Annotated in this window: 17 protein-coding genes; 6 read left to right on the top strand and 11 right to left on the bottom strand. The window is 71.0% G+C overall.

What is annotated here, in order from left to right; all coding sequences use genetic code 11:
• Positions 1–67 precede the first annotated feature (67 nt).
• The 9 genes from rnr to GT007_RS18250 all read right to left on the bottom strand — a co-directional run bounded on the left by rnr (position 68) and on the right by GT007_RS18250 (position 12,369).
• Positions 68–2,422, bottom strand: coding sequence for a ribonuclease R (gene rnr, locus GT007_RS18290; protein WP_236571743.1), 2,355 nt, complete (start codon positions 2,420–2,422; stop codon positions 68–70).
• Positions 2,419–5,133 carry a type I DNA topoisomerase gene (gene topA / locus GT007_RS18285; protein ID WP_160123104.1) on the bottom strand — a complete coding sequence of 905 codons (2,715 nt, stop codon included), beginning with the start codon at positions 5,131–5,133 and terminating at the stop codon, positions 2,419–2,421. Before topA ends, rnr begins: the two co-directional genes overlap by 4 nt.
• Before the next feature lie 33 nt (positions 5,134–5,166).
• Positions 5,167–6,258: a DNA-processing protein DprA gene (gene dprA, locus GT007_RS18280; RefSeq protein ID WP_160123103.1), complete on the bottom strand. Its 1,092-nt coding sequence runs from the start codon at positions 6,256–6,258 to the stop codon at positions 5,167–5,169.
• Positions 6,255–6,839, bottom strand: a complete 585-nt coding sequence (gene plsY, locus GT007_RS18275) for a glycerol-3-phosphate 1-O-acyltransferase PlsY (protein ID WP_160123102.1) — start codon at positions 6,837–6,839, stop codon at positions 6,255–6,257. Before plsY ends, dprA begins: the two co-directional genes overlap by 4 nt.
• Positions 6,836–8,107 carry a dihydroorotase gene (locus tag GT007_RS18270; RefSeq protein WP_160123101.1) on the bottom strand — a complete coding sequence of 424 codons (1,272 nt, stop codon included), beginning with the start codon at positions 8,105–8,107 and terminating at the stop codon, positions 6,836–6,838. The genes plsY and GT007_RS18270 overlap by 4 nt, the downstream gene beginning before the upstream one ends.
• Positions 8,104–8,547, bottom strand: coding sequence for a GNAT family N-acetyltransferase (locus GT007_RS18265; RefSeq protein WP_160123100.1), 444 nt, complete (start codon positions 8,545–8,547; stop codon positions 8,104–8,106). Before GT007_RS18265 ends, GT007_RS18270 begins: the two co-directional genes overlap by 4 nt.
• Positions 8,544–9,494, bottom strand: a complete 951-nt coding sequence (locus GT007_RS18260; protein ID WP_236571742.1) for an aspartate carbamoyltransferase catalytic subunit — start codon at positions 9,492–9,494, stop codon at positions 8,544–8,546. The genes GT007_RS18265 and GT007_RS18260 overlap by 4 nt, the downstream gene beginning before the upstream one ends.
• Before the next feature lie 100 nt (positions 9,495–9,594).
• Positions 9,595–11,220, bottom strand: coding sequence for a lytic transglycosylase domain-containing protein (locus GT007_RS18255; RefSeq protein WP_236571745.1), 1,626 nt, complete (start codon positions 11,218–11,220; stop codon positions 9,595–9,597).
• A gap of 339 nt (positions 11,221–11,559) precedes the next feature.
• Positions 11,560–12,369 (bottom strand): uracil-DNA glycosylase, encoded by an 810-nt coding sequence (locus tag GT007_RS18250; RefSeq protein ID WP_236571741.1) that lies wholly within the window; start codon positions 12,367–12,369, stop codon positions 11,560–11,562.
• A gap of 73 nt (positions 12,370–12,442) precedes the next feature.
• Here GT007_RS18250 and GT007_RS18245 point away from each other — a divergent pair, with 73 nt between their 5' ends.
• From GT007_RS18245 to GT007_RS18230, 4 genes are all read left to right on the top strand, one after another.
• The gene (locus tag GT007_RS18245; protein WP_160123098.1) at positions 12,443–14,068 is read left to right on the top strand and encodes an electron transfer flavoprotein-ubiquinone oxidoreductase; all 1,626 of its coding nucleotides are present in this window, start codon (positions 12,443–12,445) and stop codon (positions 14,066–14,068) included.
• A 6-nt stretch (positions 14,069–14,074) separates the two neighbouring features.
• The gene (locus tag GT007_RS18240; RefSeq protein ID WP_160123097.1) at positions 14,075–14,272 is read left to right on the top strand and encodes a hypothetical protein; all 198 of its coding nucleotides are present in this window, start codon (positions 14,075–14,077) and stop codon (positions 14,270–14,272) included.
• On the top strand, positions 14,262–14,894 hold the full coding sequence (locus GT007_RS18235) for a class II aldolase/adducin family protein (RefSeq protein WP_160123096.1): 633 nt from the start codon (positions 14,262–14,264) through the stop codon (positions 14,892–14,894). Before GT007_RS18240 ends, GT007_RS18235 begins: the two co-directional genes overlap by 11 nt.
• A 123-nt stretch (positions 14,895–15,017) precedes the next feature.
• Positions 15,018–16,784, top strand: a complete 1,767-nt coding sequence (locus tag GT007_RS18230) for a tetratricopeptide repeat protein (protein WP_160123095.1) — start codon at positions 15,018–15,020, stop codon at positions 16,782–16,784.
• A 21-nt stretch (positions 16,785–16,805) separates the two neighbouring features.
• Here GT007_RS18230 and GT007_RS18225 read toward each other — a convergent pair whose 3' ends face one another.
• Complete coding sequence (locus tag GT007_RS18225) at positions 16,806–17,459, bottom strand: DUF1028 domain-containing protein (protein WP_160123094.1); 654 nt, start codon at positions 17,457–17,459, stop codon at positions 16,806–16,808.
• 43 nt (positions 17,460–17,502) lie between these two features.
• Entirely contained in the window at positions 17,503–18,513 is a 1,011-nt protein-coding gene (locus tag GT007_RS18220) for an alpha/beta hydrolase family protein (protein WP_160123093.1), read from the bottom strand.
• A gap of 120 nt (positions 18,514–18,633) precedes the next feature.
• Here GT007_RS18220 and GT007_RS18215 point away from each other — a divergent pair, with 120 nt between their 5' ends.
• Positions 18,634–19,254 (top strand): TetR/AcrR family transcriptional regulator, encoded by a 621-nt coding sequence (locus GT007_RS18215; RefSeq protein ID WP_160123092.1) that lies wholly within the window; start codon positions 18,634–18,636, stop codon positions 19,252–19,254.
• A complete protein-coding gene (locus GT007_RS18210; RefSeq protein ID WP_160123091.1) occupies positions 19,247–20,539 on the top strand; it encodes a glycosyltransferase in 1,293 nt (430 codons plus the stop codon). Before GT007_RS18215 ends, GT007_RS18210 begins: the two co-directional genes overlap by 8 nt.
• Positions 20,540–20,797: the final 258 nt, after the last annotated feature.

The following is a 20,797-nucleotide window of genomic DNA, read 5'->3' as shown; positions in this document are numbered from 1 at the left end:
AAAAGGAATTGCCGCGGGGTGGACCCACGGGACATGGGCGCCTGAATGATACAGGCCGGGCCGGGGGTCAAGCCTTTCCTGCGCGGTGGCGCCCGGTTTTGAAGGGTTTTCCGGCCCGCGCCTTGGCGCCCTTGCCGGAACGCAGGTGGAATTGCAGACTTCCGGTCAGGGCATTGGCCTCCCGCAGGGTCACTTCCACCTCGTCGCCGAGGGAGAATCGCATCCCCGTCCGCCGGCCGACCAAAGCGAGGCCGGTGCCGTCCTCCTCCCACCGGTCATCCGGCAGGGCGGCGAAGGGCACGAGTCCCGAGGCCCCCGTCTCCTCCACCGTCACGAACATGCCGAAGCGCGTGACGCCGGAGATCCGGGCCTGGAACACCTCTCCCTGCCGCCCGGCCATGAAGGCGGCTAGGTAGCGGTCCACCGCGTCGCGCTCGGCGAGCGCCGCGCGGCGTTCGGTCAGCGTGATCTGCTCCCCGGTGTCGGGCATGATGGAGGCCTCGCCCTCCGTGATGCCGTCCTTGCCCAGCTTCAGGCCGCGGATCAGCGCCCGGTGCACCAGCAGGTCGGCGTAACGCCGGATCGGGCTGGTGAAATGGGCGTAGCGCGGCAGGGCCAGGCCGAAATGGCCCAGATTGTCGGGGGCGTAGGCCGCCTGGCTCTGGCTGCGCAGCATCACCTCATGGGTCAGGCGCTCATGCGGCTCGCCCTTCACCTTGGTCAGGGCATGGGCCAGGTTCTTCGGCAGCAGCCGGTCGCCCTGGGGCAGGGTGATGTCGAATTGCGCCAGGAACTGCCGCAGCCCCTCCAGCTTCTGGTCCGAGGGGCGGTCGTGCACGCGGTACATGCAGGGCTGGGACAGGCGCTCCAGCTCCTCCGCCGCGCAGACATTGGCGGCCACCATGAATTCCTCGATCAGCCGGTGCGAGTCGAGCCGCGCGCGGGGCCGGACGGAGGTCACCTCCCCATTCTCGTTCAGGATCACCCGGCGCTCGGGCAGGTCGAGGTCGAGCGTGCCGCGCCGGATGCGCGCGCCCAGCAGCGATTTATAGGCACCGTAGAGCTTCGCCATGTGCCCGGCCTCCAGCCCCTCGGGGTCGGTGCCGGCCAGATGCGCTTCCTCGGCCTGCTCATAGGTCAGGCGGGCGGCGCTGCGCATCAGGCCGCGCCCGAAGCGGTGCTGGCGCTTGGTGCCGGCCTTGTCGAACTCCATCTCCACGAACAGGCAGCCGCGATCCTCATGCGGGCGCAGGCTGCACCAGCCGTTGGACAGCTGCTCCGGCAGCATGGGCACCACGCGGTCGGGGAAATAGACGCTGTTGCCGCGCCGGCGGGCATCCTGGTCCAGCGCCGAGCCCGGGGTCACGTAATGCGCCACATCGGCGATGGCCACGATGATGCGCCAGCCATCGGCGGTGGGCTCGGCGAAGACCGCGTCGTCGAAATCCCGCGCATCCTCGCCGTCGATCGTCACCAGCGGGATGCCGCGCAGGTCCTCGCGCGTCTTGCTCATGCGGGTGGCGCGGGCCTTCTCGGCCTGCTGCACCGCCTCGGGCGAGAAATCCACCGGGATGCCATGGGCGTGGATGCAGATCAGCGAGACCGATTTCGCCTGACCGAGCCGGCCCAGAACCTCGATCACCTTCACCGGGCGGGGCCCGAAATGCCGCCCCGGAGAGGCCACGGGTTCGGCCAGGATGATCTCGCCCTCGGCGGCGTCGCCCTCGGCGATGGACCAGCTGGATTTGTTGCGCCGGTCGGTGGGCACCAGCAGCCCGCCCTCGACCACGCCCAGGATCTTCGAGGTATCGCGGGCGGCGATGCGTTTGAAGGTGCGCCCCTCATACTTGCCGGCGCCGATCGGGCGCAGCCGGGCCAGCACCCTGTCGCGCGGGGCGAGCGCCGGCTGGCCGCGCTGCTCGGGGCGCATGTAGATCAGGGGGGCGGGGCCATCGCCCTCCCAGCCCACGGGGCGGGCCAGCGGGTCGCCCTCGGTGTCGGTGCCGAACACCTCCACCAGGCACATCTCCGGCAGGGTGGGGCGGCGGTGCAGGGGCGCTTCCACGCTGCGCCGGCCGGCGGGGGCGGCCTGGCCGTCCTCCTTCATCTGCCGGATCAGGTTGCGCAGGGCAGGGCGCTGGTCGGGCGTCAGGTTGAAGGCGCGGGCGATTTCCACCATGCGCAGCTTGCCCTGGGCCGAGGCCAGGAATTTCTTGAGCTGCAGCGCCGTGGGTAGCGTGCCGGGCTCACCCTGCGGCACGCCGAGCGGGCGGGCCACCTTGGGCTTGCCGCCCTTGAAGGCGCGCCGGTTGGGTTCGGCGGGCCTGGGCGGACGCTTCTCGCCGCTGGCGGGCTTCGCGGCGCGGGTCAGGGCGGCCCGCGCGGCCTTCTTTCCTTTCGGCGGCGGTCCCTTGCGCGTCACGCCTTGGGTGCCGCGGGCTTCTTGGTGGCGGCCTTTTTCGTGGGCGCCTTGGCGGTGGTCTTGGCGGCGGCCTTCTTCGGCGCGGCCTTTTTGGGGGCTGCCTTCTTGGCGGCGGGCTTGGGCGCAGCCTCCGCCTTCGCGGCGGGCTTCTTCGCCGCGGCCTTGCCCTTGGCGCCGCGCGCACCCTTCATCGGCGGCAGGTCCTTGCCCTTCTCGGCCAGCAGCTTCACCGCCTCATCCAGGCTGATGGCTTCCATCTCGACCCCGCGCGGCATGTTCGCCACGCGCTTGCCGTGCAGGATGAAGGGGCCGAAGCGGCCGCGCCGCACCTCCACCTTCTCGCCATCCGCCGGGTGGTCGCCCAGGGTGATGCCGCGCGGCTTGGCATCCGCCAGCAGCGCCACCGCCCGGTTCAGCCCGAGCGACAGCACGTCGTCATCCTTGTCCAGCGACTTCGACAGCGCGCCCATGGTGATATAGGGCCCGAAGCGGCCGAGATGGGCCGTGATCTCCTCACCCGTATCCGGGTGCACGCCGACCACACGCGGCATGGACAGCAGGGCGAGCGCCTGTTCCAGCCCCATCTGCTCGGGGTCCATGTTGCGGGCCAGGCTGGCGCGGCGGGGCTTGGTGGGCTTGCCCTTCTCGTCCACGCCGGCCTCGCCCAGCTGCACATAGATGCCATAGGGCCCGCGCCGCATGGTCACCTTCTGGCCGGTCGCGGGGTCCACGCCCAATTCGCGCAGGCCATCGGCCAGGGCGCCGGTGGCGTCGCCCTCGGCCCCCGGCACCGCCAGCGGGCGGGTGTAGCGGCATTCCGGATAGTTGGAGCAGCCGATGAAGGCGCCGGTGCGCCCCAGCCGCAGCCCCAGCCGCCCCGCCCCGCAGGAGGGGCAAAGGCGCGGGTCCTTGCCATCATCGGCGGCGGGGAAGAAGTGGGGGCCCAGCTCCTCGTCCAGCCGGTCGATCACGTCGCTGATCTTGAGGTCCTTGGTCGCGTCGATCGCGGTCGAGAAGGCCTCCCAGAAGGCGCGCATCACCGCGCGCCAATCGGCCTTGCCGTCCGAGATTTCGTCGAGCTGTTCCTCCAGCCCCGCCGTGAAGCCGGTGTCCACATAGCGTTCGAAATAGCTGACCAGGAAGGCGGTCACGAGCCGCCCCCGGTCCTCCGGCATGAAGCGGCGCTTGTCCAGCTTCACGTATTCGCGGTCCTGCAGCACCTGCAGGATGGAGGCGTAGGTGGAAGGCCGGCCGATGCCCAGCTCCTCCATCCGCTTCACCAGGCTGGCTTCGGAAAAGCGCGGCGGCGGCTGGGTGAAGTGCTGGCTGGCATTCACCTCCCCGGTCTTCAGCGCGTCCTTCTCCCGCATCGGCGGCAGAGTGCGGTTCTCGTCGTCATCCTCGGGGGCCGCGTCGTCGCGGTCCTCGCGGTACAGCTTCAGGAAGCCGTCGAAGGCGATGACGGAGCCGGTGGCGCGCAGCCGGGTCTGGCCCGTGGGCTCGACGATCTCGGCCACCGTCTGGTCCAGCTCGGCGGACTGCATCTGGCTGGCGACCGCGCGCTTCCAGACCAGCTCATACAGCTTGCGCTGCTGCTCACTGAGGTAGCGCGCCACGCTGGCCGGAGTGCGGGAGACATCGGTGGGGCGCACCGCCTCATGCGCTTCCTGGGCGTTCTTGGCCTTGCTGGTGTATTCGCGCGGCGCGCCGGGCAGGTAGTCGGGGCCGAACTCGCCCTTCACATGGTCGCGGATGGCCATGATGGCCTCACGCGCCATCTGCACGCCGTCCGTCCGCATATAGGTGATGAGGCCCACGGTCTCGCCGCCGATCGCCACGCCCTCATACAGGGACTGGGCGGTGCGCATGGTCAGCTGCGCGCCGAAGCCCAGCTTGCGGCTGGCTTCCTGCTGCAGGGTGCTGGTGGTGAAGGGGGCGGGCGGGTTGCGCCGCACGCGCTTCTTCTCGACCGAGCCCACCGAGAACTTGCCCGCCTCCACCGCGCGCTTGGCGGCCAGCGCCAGCGCCTCGGTGTTCAGGTCGAACTGGTCGAGCTTGCGGCCCTCATGATGCGTCAGCCGGGCCATGAAGGGCGCGCCGAGCGGCGTGGCGAGGCGCGCCTCCACCGTCCAGTATTCGCGCGCCTTGAAGGCCTCGATCTCGGCCTCGCGCTCGCAGATCAGCCTGAGGGCGACGGATTGCACGCGCCCGGCCGATTTGCTGCCCGGCAGCTTGCGCCACAGCACGGGCGACAGCGAGAAGCCCACCAGGTAATCCAGCGCGCGGCGGGCCAGATAGGCCTCGATCAGCGGCGTATCCAAATCCCGCGGATGGGCGATGGCGTATTGGACGGCGCGCTTGGTGATCTCGTTGAAGGTCACGCGGCTGACCTGAACGCCGCGCAGGGCGCCTTCGCGCGCCAGCATGTCCTTCACATGCCAGGAAATCGCCTCGCCCTCCCGATCAGGGTCGGTCGCCAGATAGAGGTGCTTGGCCCCCTTCAGCGCGCGGGCGATGGCCTGGACCTGCTTGCGGCCACGGTCGTCCGCCTCCCAGTCCATCGCGAAGTCTTCCTCCGGGCGCACGGAACCGTCCTTGGGCGGCAGGTCGCGCACATGGCCGAAGCTGGCGAGCACGGTGAAACCGTCCCCCAGATACTTGTTGATGGTCTTGGCCTTGGCCGGGCTTTCGACGACGAGGACGTCAGGCATCAGCGTTCCAGATAAGGGGCCGGATGGGCGGGTTCAGGCCCGCGCCACCCGGTTGCCCGAGAGTGTTTGCACGCGCCCCTCCAGCTCCAGGTCGAGCAGGATGGCACGCAGTTCCGGCACCGATAGCTGGCAGCGGCGGGCCAGATCGTCAACCGAGACCGCATCGGTGCCCAGTAAATCAAGGATTTGCAATGCGTCCGGGGCAGGGCCCACGGGGTCCGGCGGGGCCTCCTCGGCCTCGGCCGGCATATTCCGGGGGGTGAACAGGGGGGTATCGGCCGGCGCGTCGGGCAGATGTTCCAGCACATCGGCGGCGGTTTCGGTCAGCCGGGCGCCCTGGCGCAGCAGGTCGTTCGGCCCCCGCGCACGGGGTTCCAGCGGGTGGCCGGGCACCGCGAAAATCTCCCGCCCATACTCCAGCCCCAGCCGCGCGGTGATGAGGGTGCCGGACTTGGCCATCGCCTCCACGATCACCACGCCGAGCGAGAGGCCGGCCACCAGCCGGTTGCGCCGGGGGAAATGGCGCGCCAGCGGCGCGGTGCCGAGCGGGGCCTCCGTGATCACGGCGCCGCCGCGTTCCAGGATGCGGGCTTGCAGGGGCGCATTCTCGGGCGGGTAGGGCTTGTCGAGGCCACCGGCCATGGCCGCGATGGTGGGGCCCGCGCCGGTGATGGCACCCTCATGCGCCGCCGCGTCGATCCCGCGCGCGAGGCCGGAGACGATGCACAGCCCCTCCCGCGCCAGGTCGCGGGCCAGGATCTCCGCGAAGCGGCGGCCCGCCAGCGTCGCGTTGCGCGCGCCGACGATCGCCACGGCCTTGGGCGCGAAGGCCTCCTCATAACCCAGGCAGGACAGCACGGGCGGCGCGTCGGGGATGGTGGCGAGCAAGGGCGGGTAGCCCGCCTCGCCATGGAACAGGAAGCGCCCGCCCAGGCGCTGCGTCGCCTCCCATTCCCGGGCGGCCTCGGCCGGCTCGATGGGGCGGAAGCGGTCGGGGTGGCGGGAGAGGGCGCCGATGGCCGCCTCGGCGGAGCCGAAGCGTTGCAGCAGGCGGCGGAAGGTCAGGGGGCCGATGCCCTCGCCGCGCGCGAGGCGCAGCCGGGCCAGCGCCTCCGCCTGCTTCATTTGCCGGCGCCGATGCGCGGCTCGGTGCCCGCGATCAGGCGGCGGATATTGGCGCTGTGGCGCCAGGCCACGAACAGGGCCAGCACCAGGGCGAACAGCGCCAGGGTGCTGTCCCCGGCCAGCAGCGCCACGATGGGGGCGGCCGCGCAGGCGATCAGGGCGGAGGCCGAGGAAATCCGCGTGAGGAAGGCCGAGGCCAGCCAGACGCCGGCCACGATCAGCCCCATCCACCAGGCGGCGGCCAGCAGCACGCCGGCGGCGGTGGCCACCCCCTTGCCGCCCCTGAAGCCCAGCCACACCGGAAAGCAGTGGCTGACCACGGCCGCCAGCCCCGCCAGCAGCCCGGCGTCGCGACCCCAGAGATCCTGGCAGACCAGCACGGCGACGACGCCCTTCAGCACGTCCAGCGCCAGGGTGGCGGCGGCCACCTTCTTGTTGCCCGTGCGCAGCACATTGGTGGCGCCGATGCTGCCGCTGCCGATGGTGCGGACATCGCCCAGCCCCGCCGCGCGGGTCAGGATCAGCCCGAAGGGGACCGAGCCCAGCGCCAGGCCGATCAGCAGGGCGAGTGCGTCATTCATGCCCCGAACACCCGGCGCCCGGCCTTGAAGGTGGCGGTCACCCGGCCCTCCAGCGCGCGGCCGTCGAAGGGGGTGTTCTGCGCCTTGCCGGGCAGCTGGCCGTCCTTCACCTGCCAGCCGCGCCGCAGGTCGAACAGCATCAGGTCGGCGGCGGCGCCCACCTTCAGCGCCCCGGCCTCGATGCCCAGCAGCTTGGCGGGCTTGCAGGTCAGCAGGGCCAGCGCCTCCAGCAGCGGCAGGTCGCCGCCATGGAAGCGCGCCAGCGTGACCGACAGCAGCGTGGCCAGCCCCGCGCCGCCGGCCTCGGCCTGCAGGAAGGGCAGGCGCTTGTCGTCGGCGTCGCGCGGCTGGTGGTCGCTGACCACGGCGTCGATCGTGCCGTCCTTCAGCGCCGCCACCACGGCCAGGCGCTCGGCCTCCGGCCTCAGGGGCGGGCTGAGCTTCGCATAGCTGCGATAGCCGGTGATGGCGGTCTCGTTCAGGTCGAAATAGGGGGGAGCGGTGTCGCAGGTCACGCTCAGCCCCTCGGCCTTGGCGGCGCGGATCAGGTCCAGGGCGGCGCCGGTCGAGACGCGGGAGAAATGCACATGCCCGCCCGAGAGCCGGGCCAGCGCGATATCGCGCGCCACCATCATGGATTCGGCGGCCAGCGGAATGCCCGGCAGGCCGAGCCGGCTGGCCAGTTCGCCCTCCGTCGCCACGCCGCCCGAGGCCAGGCTCGGCTCCTCCGGGTGCTGCACGATGAAGCTGCCGAAGGCGCGGGCATAGCCGAGGGCGAGCCGCATGGTGCGCGCATTGGCAATGGCGTGCCCGGCATCGGTGAAGGCCACGGCCCCCGCCTCCCGCAGCAGGCCGTATTCCGAGATCTCCTTGCCCTGCAGCCCGCGCGTGGCGGCGCCATAGGGCAGGATGGTCAGACTGCCCGTGGCCTCGCCTTGGCGGGCCATGAACTGCACCAGGGCGGGGTCGTCCAGCGCCGGGCTGGTGTCGGGCAGGGCGCAGAGGGTGGTGATGCCCCCGGCGGCGGCCGCCCGCGCGGCGGAGGCGATGGTCTCCCGGTGCTCGGCGCCGGGCTCGCCCAGGCTCGCGCGCATGTCCACCAGCCCCGGGGCCAGGCAGGCGCCGCCGGCGTCCAGCGTGGGCAAGCCCTCGGCCGGTGCGCCGGTCAGCGAGGCGATCTTCCCGTCGCGGATCAGCAGGGACCCTTGGGCATCCAGGCCCGTCGCCGGGTCCAGCAGCCGGGCATTGGTGATGAGCAGGTCGGTCATGCCAGGTGCTTCTCCATGAACACACGGCGGAACCCGGCGCCTTCGGCGCGATGGGTCTCGACATAGCCGTGCCGCGCGTACAGCGCGATGTTCGTCGTCATCAGTTCGTTGGTGTAGAGGCGGATGGTGGTGTAGCCGCGGCGGCGCGCCTCGGCCTCGGCGAAGGCCATCAGGGCCAGCCCATGGCCGCGCCCCTGGCTGCTGGTGGCGACCGCGATGTTGTCGAGCATCAGCGCGCCGTCGTCATCCTCCAGCACCAGCGCACCTTCCAGCCCCTGCTCCGTCTCCAGCAGCCAAGCCTGGCCGGCGGCGATGCGCGCGGCGTAGTCGTCGATCATCGGCCAGGGCTCGCGCCCGATGACGGGCACCCAGCGGGCATAGGCCGCGCGCACCAGGGCGCGCATGGCCTCGGCCTCATGCGGAAGGGCGGGGCGGATCATGCGTTCCGCCGCAGGTCGCGCGCCAGCACGTCCAGCACCGCCATGCGCATGGCCACCCCCATTTCCACCTGCTCGCCGATCACGCTGCGGCTGGGGTCGTCGGCCACCGCGCTGTCGATCTCGATGCCGCGGTTCATCGGGCCCGGATGCATCACGATGGCATCGGGCTTGGCGAAGGACAGCTTCTCCTGGTCCAGCCCGTAGAAGCGGAAGAATTCCCGCGCGGAGGGCACGAGCCCGCCCGACATGCGTTCCTTCTGCAGGCGCAGCATCATCACCACATCGGCGCCCGCCAGCCCCTTGCGCATGTCGTGGAAGACGGTGACGCCGAGGCGGTCCACATCGGTCGGCAGCAGGGTGGGGGGCGCGATCAGCCGCACCTCCGCCCCCATGGCCGAGAGCAGGTGGATGTTGCTGCGCGCCACGCGGGAATGGGTGATGTCGCCGCAGATCGCCACGATCAGCCCATGCAGGTCGCCCTTGTGGCGGCGGATGGTCAGCGCGTCCAGCAGCGCCTGGGTCGGGTGTTCATGGGTGCCGTCGCCCGCGTTGATCACGGCCGCCGAGACCTTCTGCGCCAGCAGCGCCGGCGCGCCCGACTGCGCGTGGCGCACCACCAGGATGTCAGTGTTCATGGCGTTCAGCGTGGAGGCGGTGTCGAGCAGCGTCTCGCCCTTATTCACCGAGGATTGCGAGACGGACATGTTGATCACATCCGCCCCCAGCCGCTTGCCCGCCAGCTCGAAGCTGGTGCGGGTGCGGGTGCTGTCCTCGAAGAACAGGTTGATCAGGGTTCGGCCCCGCAGCAGGTCGCGCTGCGTTTTGCCCTGGCGGTTCAGCAGGGCATAGCTCTCGGCCAGGTCCAGCAGGGCCTGGATATGCGGGGGTTCCAGCCCTTCGATCGCGAGCAGATGGCCCTCGGGGAGGATGGGGTAGGAGAAGCTCACGGCGGCGAATCCTGCGTCTGGGCAAACTTCCGCCTCATACTCCCCGGCACGGCCGGGGGCCAGGGGCGTGCCGCGGGCACCCCCCTTCGGCGGTCCCCGCTCAGTTCGCGCGCCGGCCCTGCCGCAGCATCGCCACCACTTCCTCCGGCTGCGCGAAGCGGGGGAAACTGCCCGCCGCCAGCGTATCCAGGCTCACGGCCGGCAGGCCGAGGCGCGAGGCGTAGATCCAGGAATAGGCCAGCACACGCTGCACGAAATTGCGGGTCTCGTGCACGGGGATGCTCTCGATGAACAGCAGCGGGTCGTCGCGGTGGCCGGTGGCGGGCAGCCAGCGGCCCAGATTGCCGATGCCCGCGTTATAGGCCGCCAGCAGCCGGATCAGGTCGCCGGCGACCGTGTCGTGCCGGGCCAGCACATGCATGTAGCGCTGGCCGAGTTCCAGCCCGAAGCCCGGTTCATGCAGGCGCTGGGCGTTGGCGCCGCGCAGGCTGGGGTCGTTGGCGATATAGCTGGCCGTGGCCGGCATGATCTGCAGGATGCCGCGCGCCCCGGCGCGGGAGACGACCATGGGGTCGAACCGGCTTTCCTGCAAAGCCAGGCCATACAGCAGGGCCGGGTCCACCCGGAAGCCGCCATCGGGTTGCAGCATGGGCAGGGGGAAGCGGGCGAAATCCTGCGGGCGGCCATCCAGCCCCTGGCTGGCGGAGGCCAGCTGCGTCGCCACCGCCGGCATGCCGGCCTGGTTGGCATAGGCCAATATGGCCTGGGTCAGCACCGGGTTGCCCCGGCCGCGGCGGAACAGCAGCCGCAGCTCGGCCTCGGCGCGATCGCGCTGGCCCACCTGGACCAGCGCCATGGCACGCCAGCCCCCGGCGGTCTCGGCCAGCACGCTGGCCTCGCCTTGCGGGTTTTCCCAGGCGAAGCCGGTGGGCAGGCCCAGGCTGCGCCGGGCGAGCATGCCATAGAAGGTGCGTGGCTCCTGCGCCGCCTGCAGCATCCAGCTGACATAGGCCTGGGGGCGGCGGGCGCGCACGGTGGCGCGCGCGGTCCAATAGGCGGCGGCGGCGCGCAGGGCAGGGGCCGCCCGGTCGTTCCGGGCCGCGCGTTCGAAAAAGCCGAGCGCCTGGGGGTATTGCTCCAGCGCCCAGGCGGCCAGGCCCGCCTGGAAGGCGGCGTCGGGGTTGCCGGCCTGGGCGCGCAGGGCCTCATTGGCCACTTGCAGAGAGGTTTCGTCCTGCCCGAGGCGGAACAGGGTCTGGGCCAGCTCAGCCTTCAGCTGGGCGGCATAGGCGGGGGTGGTGCGGGCGCGCAGGATCAGCGCCAGCGCCTGGGCATAGTCGCCAGCCGCGACCTTGGCCGCGATCTGGCGTTCCAGCGCGGGCTGGCGGGCCAGGGCGGGGCCGGCGGGGCGTTCCTCCGGCGCCAGCTCCATCGCGTCCACTTCCGGGTCGGTGGGCGGGGGCGGCAGGGCGGCGCCGCGCGGCAGGCGGCGGGCCAGCAGCCCGTGCAGCGCCTGCGCGTCCGGATGGTCGGAATGGTCCGCCAGCCAGGATTGCAGCTCTGGGATGGTCACATTCTCGGTGGCGCGCAGGTACCGGTCGGCCAGCAGATGGCCAATCAGCCGCCTGTCCTCCAACCCCTCCACTTCCCGCAGGGCGGCCGGCACGTCGCCACGCGCCTGTGCCGAGAAGGCACGGCGCATGCGCGCCGCGTCTGCGGTGCCCATCACGGATTGCGGCGGCGCGGTGCGACTGGGCGCACGGGCTACCTGGTGGAGCGGGTCTGCGGCCTGCTGCGCGGATGCGACGGAACCCCATGACAGGGCCGCCGCCAACACCAGTCCACCGAAGGGAACACCCATTCTGCGGCTCTGGATCGAGCGGGCCGATGGAGGTTGCACTTCCATGGCGGGCGAGTCGATACGGGCATCCGCGCCGGATGGCAACAGGCAAATCCGACTGCCTGCAATCAAGGCAGTCACGTGGCATGGGATGGCGATGATGATCCCGGGCGAAACAAGGGTTTAGCGATGGGATGACACGCTCTGCTACAATGTCTGCCTCAATCACGCCTCATTCATGCGGCGGCGCAGCATCACGCAGTCGTTCCAGGCATCCTTCTTGGCCGAGGGTGTGCGCAGCAGATACGCGGGGTGCAAAGTCGCCAGGGCAGGAATTACTTTGTCATTACTCAGGCGCACGTCGTGCCATTTGCCGCGCATGCGGGTGATGCCTTCCTTGCCGCCGACCAGCGCCTTGGCCGCCGTGCCGCCCAGCAGCACCAGGTATTTCGGCCCGGCCAGCTCGATATGGCGGCGGATGAAGGGCAGGAACATCTGCATCTCGGCATCCGTGGGCGTGCGGTTGCCGGGCGGGCGCCAGGGCAGGATGTTGGAAATATAGAAATTCTCGGCCCGGTTGAGGCCGATGCTGGCGAGCATCCGGTCCAGCAACTGGCCGGAGACACCGACGAAGGGCCGGCCGAGCCGGTCCTCATCCGCGCCCGGGGCCTCGCCCACGAACATCACGGCCGAACCGGGCACGCCATCGGCGAAGACCAGCTGGGTGGCCGTGTCCTTCAGCGGGCTGCCGGTGAAGCCCGCCATGGCGGCGCGCAAGGCCGGCAGGTCCTGCGCGGCGGCGGCCAGGGCCGCGGCCTCCATCCCGGCGGCGGGGACGGGGCGCGGGGGTTCGATGCGCGCCGCAGGCTTCGGGGCAGCGGGGTGCGGCGCGGGAGCCTCGGGCGCGGGCGCGGCCGCGCGGTCGCGCCGGGGCGCCGCCTGGGGCAGCCCGGCGGGCAGGTCCAGCAGCGTCTCGTCGGCGCCCCAGTCCAGCTGCAGCTTCAGCGCCTCCAACAGCGCGCTCTCCATCCGCATTGCCACTTCCATAGGGTTTGCGAGGCTTGCGCCCTTCGCTACATGGGTAATGCCGGAATTGCGGGAGTGGAACATGTCCGAACGTGAATCGATGGAGTTTGACGTGCTGATCGTGGGAGCGGGCCCGTCCGGCCTCGCCGCCGCGATCCGGCTGAAACAGCTCTCGCCCGAGACCAATGTCTGCATCGTGGAAAAAGGCAGCGAGGTCGGCGCGCATATCCTCTCGGGCGCCGTGCTGGAACCCCGCGCGCTGGATGAGCTGCTGCCCGACTGGCGCGAGGACCCCCCGGCGCTGGCCACCCCGGCCACCGAGGACCATTTCGTCCTGCTGACGGAAACCAAGGCATTCCGGCTGCCCACCCCTCCGCAGATGGACAATCACGGCAACTATATCGTCAGCCTGGGCAATGTGGCCCGCTGGCTGGGCGCCAAGGCCGAGGCGCTGGGCGTCGAGATCTATCCAGGCTTCGCGGCGTCGGAGACCATCATCGAGGACGGCGTGGTCAAGGGCGTCGTCGCCGGCGTGATGGGCATCAACAAGGAAGGCGAGGAAGGCCCGAACTACCAGCCCGGCATGGAGCTGCGCGCCACCTACACCCTGTTCGCCGAGGGCTGCCGCGGCAGCCTGACCAAGAAGCTGTTCGAGACCTTCAACCTGCGCGCCGACTGCCAGCCCCAGACCTATGGGATCGGCATCAAGGAGCTGTGGCAGATCCCGAAGGACAAGCACAAGCCGGGCCGCATCTGGCACAGCACCGGCTGGCCGATGAAGACCGACACCTATGGCGGGTCCTGGATGTACATGCTGGGCGAGGACCTGGTCTCGATCGGCTTCGTCGTGGGCCTGGATTATTCCAACCCCTGGCTGTCGCCCTTCGAGGAATTCCAGCGCTTCAAGCAGCATCCGGAAGTGAAGAAGTGGCTGGAGGGCGGCAAGCGCATCGCCTATGGCGCCCGCGCGCTGAACGAGGGCGGCTTCCAGTCCATCCCCAAGCTGGTCTTCCCCGGCGGCATGCTGATCGGCGACACGGCGGGCTTCCTGAACGTGCCCAAAATCAAGGGCACCCACACCGCCATGAAGTCCGGCATGGTCGCCGCCGAGGCGGTGCATGCGGCCCTCGCCGGCGAGCAGCGGCCGGAGGTGCTGGACAGCTACCCCGAGGCCCTGAAGCAGAGCTGGCTGTGGGAGGAGCTGCACGGCGTGCGCAACATCCGCCCGGGCTTCGCCAAGTGGGGCATGTGGGGCGGGCTGATCAACGCGGCGCTGGACACCTATGTCTTCCGCGGCAAGGCGCCCTGGACGTTGTCGCACCACCACGACCACAGCCAGCTGAAGAAGGCGGCCGATTCGCCGAAGATCGCCTATCCGAAGCCCGATGGCGTGATCAGCTTCGACCGCCTGTCCTCGGTGTTCCTGTCGAACACCAACCATGAGGAAGACCAGCCGGCCCACCTGAAGCTGAAGCAGCCGGAGAAGTGGCTGGCCGACAACTGGCAGCAATTCGCCAGCCCCGAGAGCCGCTATTGCCCCGCCGGCGTGTATGAGGCGGTGGGTGTCGAGGAAGGCAATCCGCGCCTGGTGATCAATGCCCAGAACTGCGTGCATTGCAAAACCTGCGACATCAAGGACCCGACGCAGAACATCGACTGGTGCACGCCCGAAGGGGCGGGCGGGCCGAACTATATCGGGGGGATGTAAGGCGCGGTGCGCCTGCTCTCGGTCATGCGGCTGGGCGTGCTGGTCTCTTGCGGCTGGCTCGTCCTGGCGGCGCTGCTTTGGCAGAATTACGGCTTCCTGTGGGCCCTGCTGGCGGTGGTGATCTGGGCGGCGCTGATGCGGCTGTTCCAGCGGGCGGTGCTGCGCCACGCGCAGGAGCTGGCGGGGCAGGGCGATGGGCGCTGAGGCGCTGATCGCCGCCGCCCAGGCGCTGGACGCGCTGGGCTACATGCCCAGCAAATCGGGCAACCTGTCCCTGCGCACCCCGGGGGGCTTTCTCATCACCCCCTCCGGCATCCCCTATGCGGCGCTGACGCCGGATGACCTGGTGGAATGCGCGCTGGATGGCGCGGTGCTGGCCGGGCGGCACCGCCCCTCCAGCGAATGGCGCCTGCACGCGGACATCTACGCCGCGCGGCCGGAGGCCCAGGCCCTGGTCCACACCCATTCGCCCCATGCCACGGCGCTGTCCTGCGCGCGGCGAAGTATTCCGCCTTTTCATTACATGGTCGCCATGGCGGGCGGCGACGACATCCCGTGCGGCGGCTATGCCACGTTCGGCACGGCGGAGCTGGCCCAGGCGGCGGTCGCGGCCATCGCCGGGCGGCGCGCCTGCCTGCTGGCCAATCACGGGGTGTTGGCGATCGGCGCCACCCTGGCCGGGGCGGACGCCCTGGCGCGAGAGGTGGAGAACCTGGCCCGCGAATACCTGCTGCTGCTGGCCGCCGGCCTGCCGCCGGTGCTGCTGACGCCGGAGGAGATGGTGGCCGTAAAGGCACAGTTCCGGGGCTATGGCCGGCCTGCCTGACCCTCTGGCCTGATCCATTTGGATGAGGCGGACGTGACATTGAAGCCACATTTGGCCTGCCATGCGTGTTGTGCGGGCCACAGCGCCTTTCTGTCACGCCCGCGCCTTCTATAGTGCGGGCAGATGGCCGCTTTCCTGTATCCGCCCCGTATCGCCCTGGCGCTCGCAGCAATGCTGGCGGGCGCCGCCCCGGCTTGGGCCCAAACCGGTGGTGCCCAGACGGGCGGGGACCAACCGGCCAGCCAGCCCGATCAGCCCGAGGCCAGCGTCGCCGCCCCGCCGATGCGGCCGGAATCGGCCACCGGCCTCTATGGCAATTTCCTCGCGGGGCGCGTGGCGCTGACGCTGGGGGATACGCCCAGCGCCGCCGACCTGCTGCTGATCGCCCTGCGGTCCGACCCGGACAATCTGGAACTCATCAACCGCACCTTCATGGCCGCCCTGCTGGATGGCCGGCCGGAGGCCCTGCGCCTGGCCCGCCGCATCCCGGAAAACGGCGTGGCGCTGCTGGTGCTCATGGGCTCCGATGCCGTCGCCGGCCGCTGGGACCGTGCCGAGGCCCGGGTGCGCGCCCTGCCGCGCGGCGGGCTGACCCAGGCGCTGGTGCCGCTGCTGCAGGCCTGGACCCTGGCCGGGCGCAACCAGACGGACGCCGCGCTGTCCTCCCTGCGCCCGGTGATCGACCATGGCCGCCTGCGCGCGCTGGCCGCGCTGCATGGCGCGCTGATCGCGGACCTCGGCAATCGCAACCGGGAGGCGGAGCGGCTGCTGCGCACCTCCCTGGCGGAGCAGACCGAACCCACATTGCGCCTGGCCATGCTGGCCGCCGCCATCCTGCAGCGCGCCGGCAAGCCCGGCGAGGCCACGCGCATCCTGGACCAGGTGGCCGCGAACGGGGATGAGATCTCGCTGGCCGCCGCCGAGCCCGCGCGCCGTGCCATTCTGGGCCAGCGCGCCGTGGCCAGTGCCGTGGAGGGCATCGCCGAGGCCTATGTCGCCCTGGCGGGGGCCTTGCGCGGCCAGGCCGCCGATGAGCAGGCGATGGCGATGGCGCGGCTCGCCCTGCGGCTGCGCCCGAATTTCGGCCCCGCCATCCTGCTGCTGAGCGACATCCTGACCGAGGGCGAGCACAATGCCCGCGCCCTGGAATTGTTGAATGGCATCCGCGCCGATGACGCGCTGGCGCCGGTGGCGCTGCTGCGCCGCGCCGGCCTGCTGGACAAGCTGGACCGCCCCGATGAAGCCGAGGCCCTGCTGCGCGAACAGGCCGCCGCCCTGCCGGACCGCCCGCAGGCGCTGGTGCGGCTGGGCGACATGTTCCGCCGCCGCAACCGCTTCGCCGAGGCCGCGGCCGCCTATGACCTGGCCATGGCCCGCGTGCCCAGCCCGCGTGAGCAGGAATGGCCGCTGTTCTATGCCCGCGGCATCTCGCGGGAGCGTAGCGGCAATTGGCCGGGGGCCGAGGCCGACTTCCTGCGTGCGCTCGAACTCTCGCCCGAGCAGCCCTATGTGCTGAATTACCTGGGTTATTCCTGGGCGGACCAGGGCATCCACCTGGACCGCGCCCTGCCCATGCTGCGCCGCGCGGTGGAGTTGCGCCCGCAGGACGGCAACATCGCCGACAGCCTGGGCTGGGTGCTGTTCCGCCTGGGCGACATGGCCGGCGCGGTGGAATGGCTGGAACGCGCCGTGGAACTGGAACCGCGCAACGGCACGGTGAACTACCATCTGGGCGATGCCTATTGGGTGGCCGGCCGCCGCAGCGAGGCCGAGTTCCAATGGCGCCGCGCCCTGACCATGGAGCTGGAGGCCGGCGAGGAGCCGGGCATCCAGGAGCGTTTGCAGGGCGGGCTGCCGGCCCGGGGCTGGCCGTCGGGCCTCAGCCCCTGAGGGCAGCGCCCCGGTAGTGCCTCACGGCCCCATGCTCTCCGGGTCCACCGCCCGGCGCACATGCAGGTCGATATCCGGGGCATAGGCCTCCCACAGCGCCCGCAGCTCGGCCAAGGGCGCCGGGTTGCGGTCCACCCGCAGGTCCACATAGGGGAAGCTTTCCTCCGCCACCACATACAGCGCGGCGGACTGGATCTGCCCATGCTCGCCGCCCGCGGCCTCCCCGGCCTCCAGCCCGCGCACCAGGCGCTCGGCCAGCGGCGCGTCCGGGGCGGCGTCGAAGGCCGCGACCATGGCCGGCAGCACCGCGTCATTGGCCAGGATATTGCCCAGCGCCAGCACACCCTGGCCCTGCACCGCGCCCGAGCACGGCTTCACCCGCGCCCCATGGAAGAAGGCGGTGCGCCCCTGCGCGTCCACCACGCCCAGCTGGCGCCAGCGATGGTCGGGGGTGGAGGCGGCCAGCGCCGCCACCGTCTCCTCCGCCGAGCAGCCGGAGCGCAGCAGCTCCACCCCGCGCGGGCCCAGGCGAGGATCGGTGCGGTGCTGGGTGGCCACGGCGCCGACATGGGCGGCGGCCCAGGGCACCCGGCTGCCCACCGCGAAGCCGGAGGTGGTGGTGGCAACACCCATCTGCCCCGTGCGGGCACAGCGGGCGATCAGGGAAAAGGTCATGGCAAGGCGCTCCTGCGGCTGGGCGCAGCCTATCGCGGCGCGGCTATTCCCACAGCCCCCGGGCGGCGAGCCATTCCTGGATCACCCCCGCCACCTGGGCGTTGTTGCGGTCCATCATCATCAGGTGGCTGTTGCCGCGGATGTCGCGGGCGGGCAGGTCCACCGCCTCCGCCTGGCCGCCGGCGGCGCGCAGGGCCTCGAAGAACTGGGCCCCGCGCTCATGCACGGCGGACCAGCGCGGGTCCTGCTCGATGAAATCGCCATACAGGGCCAGGATGGGAATGCCGCGCAGGGCCTGCAGATCCTCCGGCGCGCCGAAGGATGTGGGCTCGATCAGCACCAGGGCGCGCACCCGCCCGGGGTCGGCGCGGGCCGCGCGCAGGGCATAGAGGCTGCCCTGGGCATGGGCCACCACCACGGCTGGGCCCACCTGGCGCAGCAGCTGGGTATAGGCCTCGGTGGCGGCGGCGTCGGTCACGATCCAGCGCGGCACCAGCTGGGCGGTGAAGCGCTCATAGGCATCGGTGGGGAATTGCGTGCCGGGGATGGCGCTGCGGCTGCGCCAGCTGCCGGGGCCGGTGCCGATGCGGAAGCGCTCCCACGGGTCGGCCATGGTCAGGAAGATGGGCTCGGCGGGGGTGATGTCGGGGAACATGGCCCAGCCGGAGCGGCCGCGCTCCACCGCGTCGCTCAGATAGACGCTCCAGCCCCGGCGCAGGAACCAGGTCTGCCAGCCCTCGCGCCCGTCGGGGGTGGTTTCCCACACCACGCCGGTCATGCCGCCGCCATGCCAGAACAGCAGCGGCACGCGGCCCCGGCGCTGGGCCGGGTGGTGGAACTGCACATACATGCCATCCACCCGGTAGGTGCCGTTGGGGTCGATGCGCACGGGCCGCGCGCCGGGGGCCAGCGTCACCTCCCGCACCGGGCGGCCGGTGACCGTGGCCTCCCGCCCGCCGATGTGGAAGCTGCCCATGCCCGAGACGAGCAGCGGCGGCTCCTCCGCCCGGGCGGGGAGGACCAGCAGCAGCCAGAGAAGCAGGGCCCGTAACATGGGCGTGAGGGTAGGCGGGATGGCCCGGGGCTTGAAGCGGGTTTCCGGCGGCAATTTTCGTGATCGTCTTACTTAAATCAAATGATGACGGGCCGGAAATTCGGCGTTATCTCCACGCACATGAAATTGGATACCGAAACCCCCGCCCGCCGCGGCTATCGCCAGGGCGCCCGCGCCCTGGCCGCCGAGCAGACCGCGGCCCGCATCCTGGACGCCTTCGACGCCTGCCTGACGCATGAGTGGTTCGACCTGGTGACGCTGGAGGCGGTGGCGCGCGCGGCCGGTGTCTCGGTGCCCACCGTCATCCGCCGCTTCGGCAGCAAGGAGGGCCTGCTGGAGGCCAGCTGGCAGCGGATGTCCCATTCCATCGTCGCCCGCCGCAACGCCCCGCGCGGCGATATCCGCGCCATGGTCCGCGTGCTGGTCGAGGATTACGAGCTGATCGGCGACAAGGTGATGCGCGCCCTGCACCAGGAGGCGCGCTATCCCGCGCTGCGCGCCGCCAATGACATCGGCCGTGTGCGCCATCGCGCCTGGGTGGCCCATTGCATGGCCCCCTGGCTGGAAAACCTGCCCGCCGAGGCCGCCCGGCAGCGCCTGGATGCGCTGGTCGCGGCCACCGACCTCACGCTCTGGCACCTCATCCGCCGCGATATGGGCCGCCCGCCCGAGGCGCTGCGCGACATCATGCTCACCTTCATCGCCGGCATCATCAGCCCGCAGGAGATCCCCGATGCCTGAACCCCGCTCCTTCCTGTTCGCTAGCTTCGAGGGAGGCGGTTCCGTCACCCCCATGCTGGGCGTGGTCCGCCGCCTGCGCGCGCGGGGCCACCGCGTGCGCGTGATGCTCGAACACTGCAACCGGCCGGAGGTGGAGGCCGCCGGCGCCATCCTGATCCCCTGGACCCGCGCGCCCAACCGACCGGTGCGCGACCCCGACAGCGAATACATCCGCGACTGGGCCGAACCCACCCCGCAGGAAGGCATGGCCCACGCGCTGGATGCGCTGATTGTCGGCCCCGCTTTGGCCTATGCCCAGGATGTGATCGCGGAGCTGGCGCGCGAACCCGCCGACCTAGTGGTGTCCAGCGACCTGATCCTGGGCGTGCCGCTGGGCTGCGAGGCGGTGGGCCAGCGCGTGGCCCTGCTGGCGATGAACCTCAGCATGTTCCCGATGCCGGGCATCCCGCCCATGGGCCCGGGCCTGCCGCCCGCCCGCACCGAGGAGGAGAGCGCCCTGCATGCCGCCATCACCGAGGGCACGCATGCGTTGCTCGACACCCGCCTGCCGGTGCTGAACGCCGCCCGCGCGGCGCTGGGCCTGGCGCCGCTGGCCCATGTCGCGCAGCAGCTGGAGGTGGCCTCGCCCCTGCTGCTGGCCACCGCCCGTGCCTTCGATTTCGCGCCGGACGTGCTGCCGCCCGACATGGCCTATCTGGGGCCGGACCTGTCGGAACCGGTCTGGGCGGAGCCCTGGGCCTCTCCCTTCGCGCCCGATGACCGCCGGCCGCTCGCCCTCGTCAGCTTCAGCACCACCTTCCAGAACCATGGCGGCGCGCTGCAACGGGTGATCGACGCCATCGCCGGCCTGCCGATGCGCGCGGTGGTGACGCTGGGCGGCTCCATCCGGCGCGGGGCGCTGCGCGGCGCGGGCAATGTCGTGCTGGTCGAAAGCGCGCCGCACCACGCCATCCTGGCCGAGGCCGCGCTGGTGGTGACCCATGGCGGCCATGGCACGGTGATGAAGGCGCTGTCCCATGGCCGGCCCCTGCTGGTGCTGCCGCACGGGCGCGACCAGGCCGACAACGCCGTGCGTGTGACCGAACGCGGCGCGGGGCTGAGCCTGCCGCCCAGCGCCGGCGTGGCCGAGATCCGCGCGGCGCTGGCCCGGCTGCTGGAGGAACCGGGCTTCACCGGGGCCGCGATGGCACTGGGGGCCGCGGTGGTGCGAGAGGCGGAGATCAGCCCGGTGGCGGAGATGCTGGAAGCGGAGGCAAGGGTGCGCGCGTGCTGCGAGGCGGCTTGAGGGCGCTGCCCTCAAACTCCCGCTCGGGGGGAAATGACTTTCCCCCCGAGAACCCCCCATTACTTTCCATCGGTTTTGGGACGGCCCGGAACCTGCAAGGGTTTTTCTGATAAATTTATACAATAATATCAATTAGGGCTTGTTGAGATTTAGATCTTTCCTGGTGACGTGTGTTTATGATTCACGCTTTGGATGACGCAGCGTTTGGTTTTGAGTGACGAGCAATGGGCGAAGATGTCGCCGCATTGCCTGGGCAAG

The sequence above is a fragment of the Rhodovarius lipocyclicus genome, from assembly GCF_009900765.1.
GTDB classification, from domain to species: domain Bacteria; phylum Pseudomonadota; class Alphaproteobacteria; order Acetobacterales; family Acetobacteraceae; genus Rhodovarius; species Rhodovarius lipocyclicus.
Note: the sequence above shows the minus strand (reverse complement) of the source record. Positions and strands in the feature narration are given on the sequence as shown.

Excerpts from the sequence above, each read along its gene's own strand:
- topA (WP_160123104.1), bottom strand. The coding sequence starts at position 5,133 with ATGCCTGACGTCCTCGTCGTCGAAAGCCCGGCCAAGGCCAAGACCATC.
- GT007_RS18235 (WP_160123096.1), top strand. The coding sequence starts at position 14,262 with ATGGGCGCTGAGGCGCTGATCGCCGCCGCCCAGGCGCTGGACGCGCTG.
- plsY (WP_160123102.1), bottom strand. The coding sequence starts at position 6,839 with ATGAATGACGCACTCGCCCTGCTGATCGGCCTGGCGCTGGGCTCGGTC.
- dprA (WP_160123103.1), bottom strand. The coding sequence starts at position 6,258 with ATGAAGCAGGCGGAGGCGCTGGCCCGGCTGCGCCTCGCGCGCGGCGAG.
- GT007_RS18210 (WP_160123091.1), top strand. The coding sequence starts at position 19,247 with ATGCCTGAACCCCGCTCCTTCCTGTTCGCTAGCTTCGAGGGAGGCGGT.
- GT007_RS18230 (WP_160123095.1), top strand. The coding sequence starts at position 15,018 with ATGGCCGCTTTCCTGTATCCGCCCCGTATCGCCCTGGCGCTCGCAGCA.
- GT007_RS18255 (WP_236571745.1), bottom strand. The coding sequence starts at position 11,220 with ATGGGCACCGCAGACGCGGCGCGCATGCGCCGTGCCTTCTCGGCACAG.
- GT007_RS18250 (WP_236571741.1), bottom strand. The coding sequence starts at position 12,369 with ATGCGGATGGAGAGCGCGCTGTTGGAGGCGCTGAAGCTGCAGCTGGAC.
- GT007_RS18265 (WP_160123100.1), bottom strand. The coding sequence starts at position 8,547 with ATGATCCGCCCCGCCCTTCCGCATGAGGCCGAGGCCATGCGCGCCCTG.
- GT007_RS18225 (WP_160123094.1), bottom strand. The coding sequence starts at position 17,459 with ATGACCTTTTCCCTGATCGCCCGCTGTGCCCGCACGGGGCAGATGGGT.
- GT007_RS18270 (WP_160123101.1), bottom strand. The coding sequence starts at position 8,107 with ATGACCGACCTGCTCATCACCAATGCCCGGCTGCTGGACCCGGCGACG.
- GT007_RS18220 (WP_160123093.1), bottom strand. The coding sequence starts at position 18,513 with ATGTTACGGGCCCTGCTTCTCTGGCTGCTGCTGGTCCTCCCCGCCCGG.
- GT007_RS18215 (WP_160123092.1), top strand. The coding sequence starts at position 18,634 with ATGAAATTGGATACCGAAACCCCCGCCCGCCGCGGCTATCGCCAGGGC.
- GT007_RS18245 (WP_160123098.1), top strand. The coding sequence starts at position 12,443 with ATGTCCGAACGTGAATCGATGGAGTTTGACGTGCTGATCGTGGGAGCG.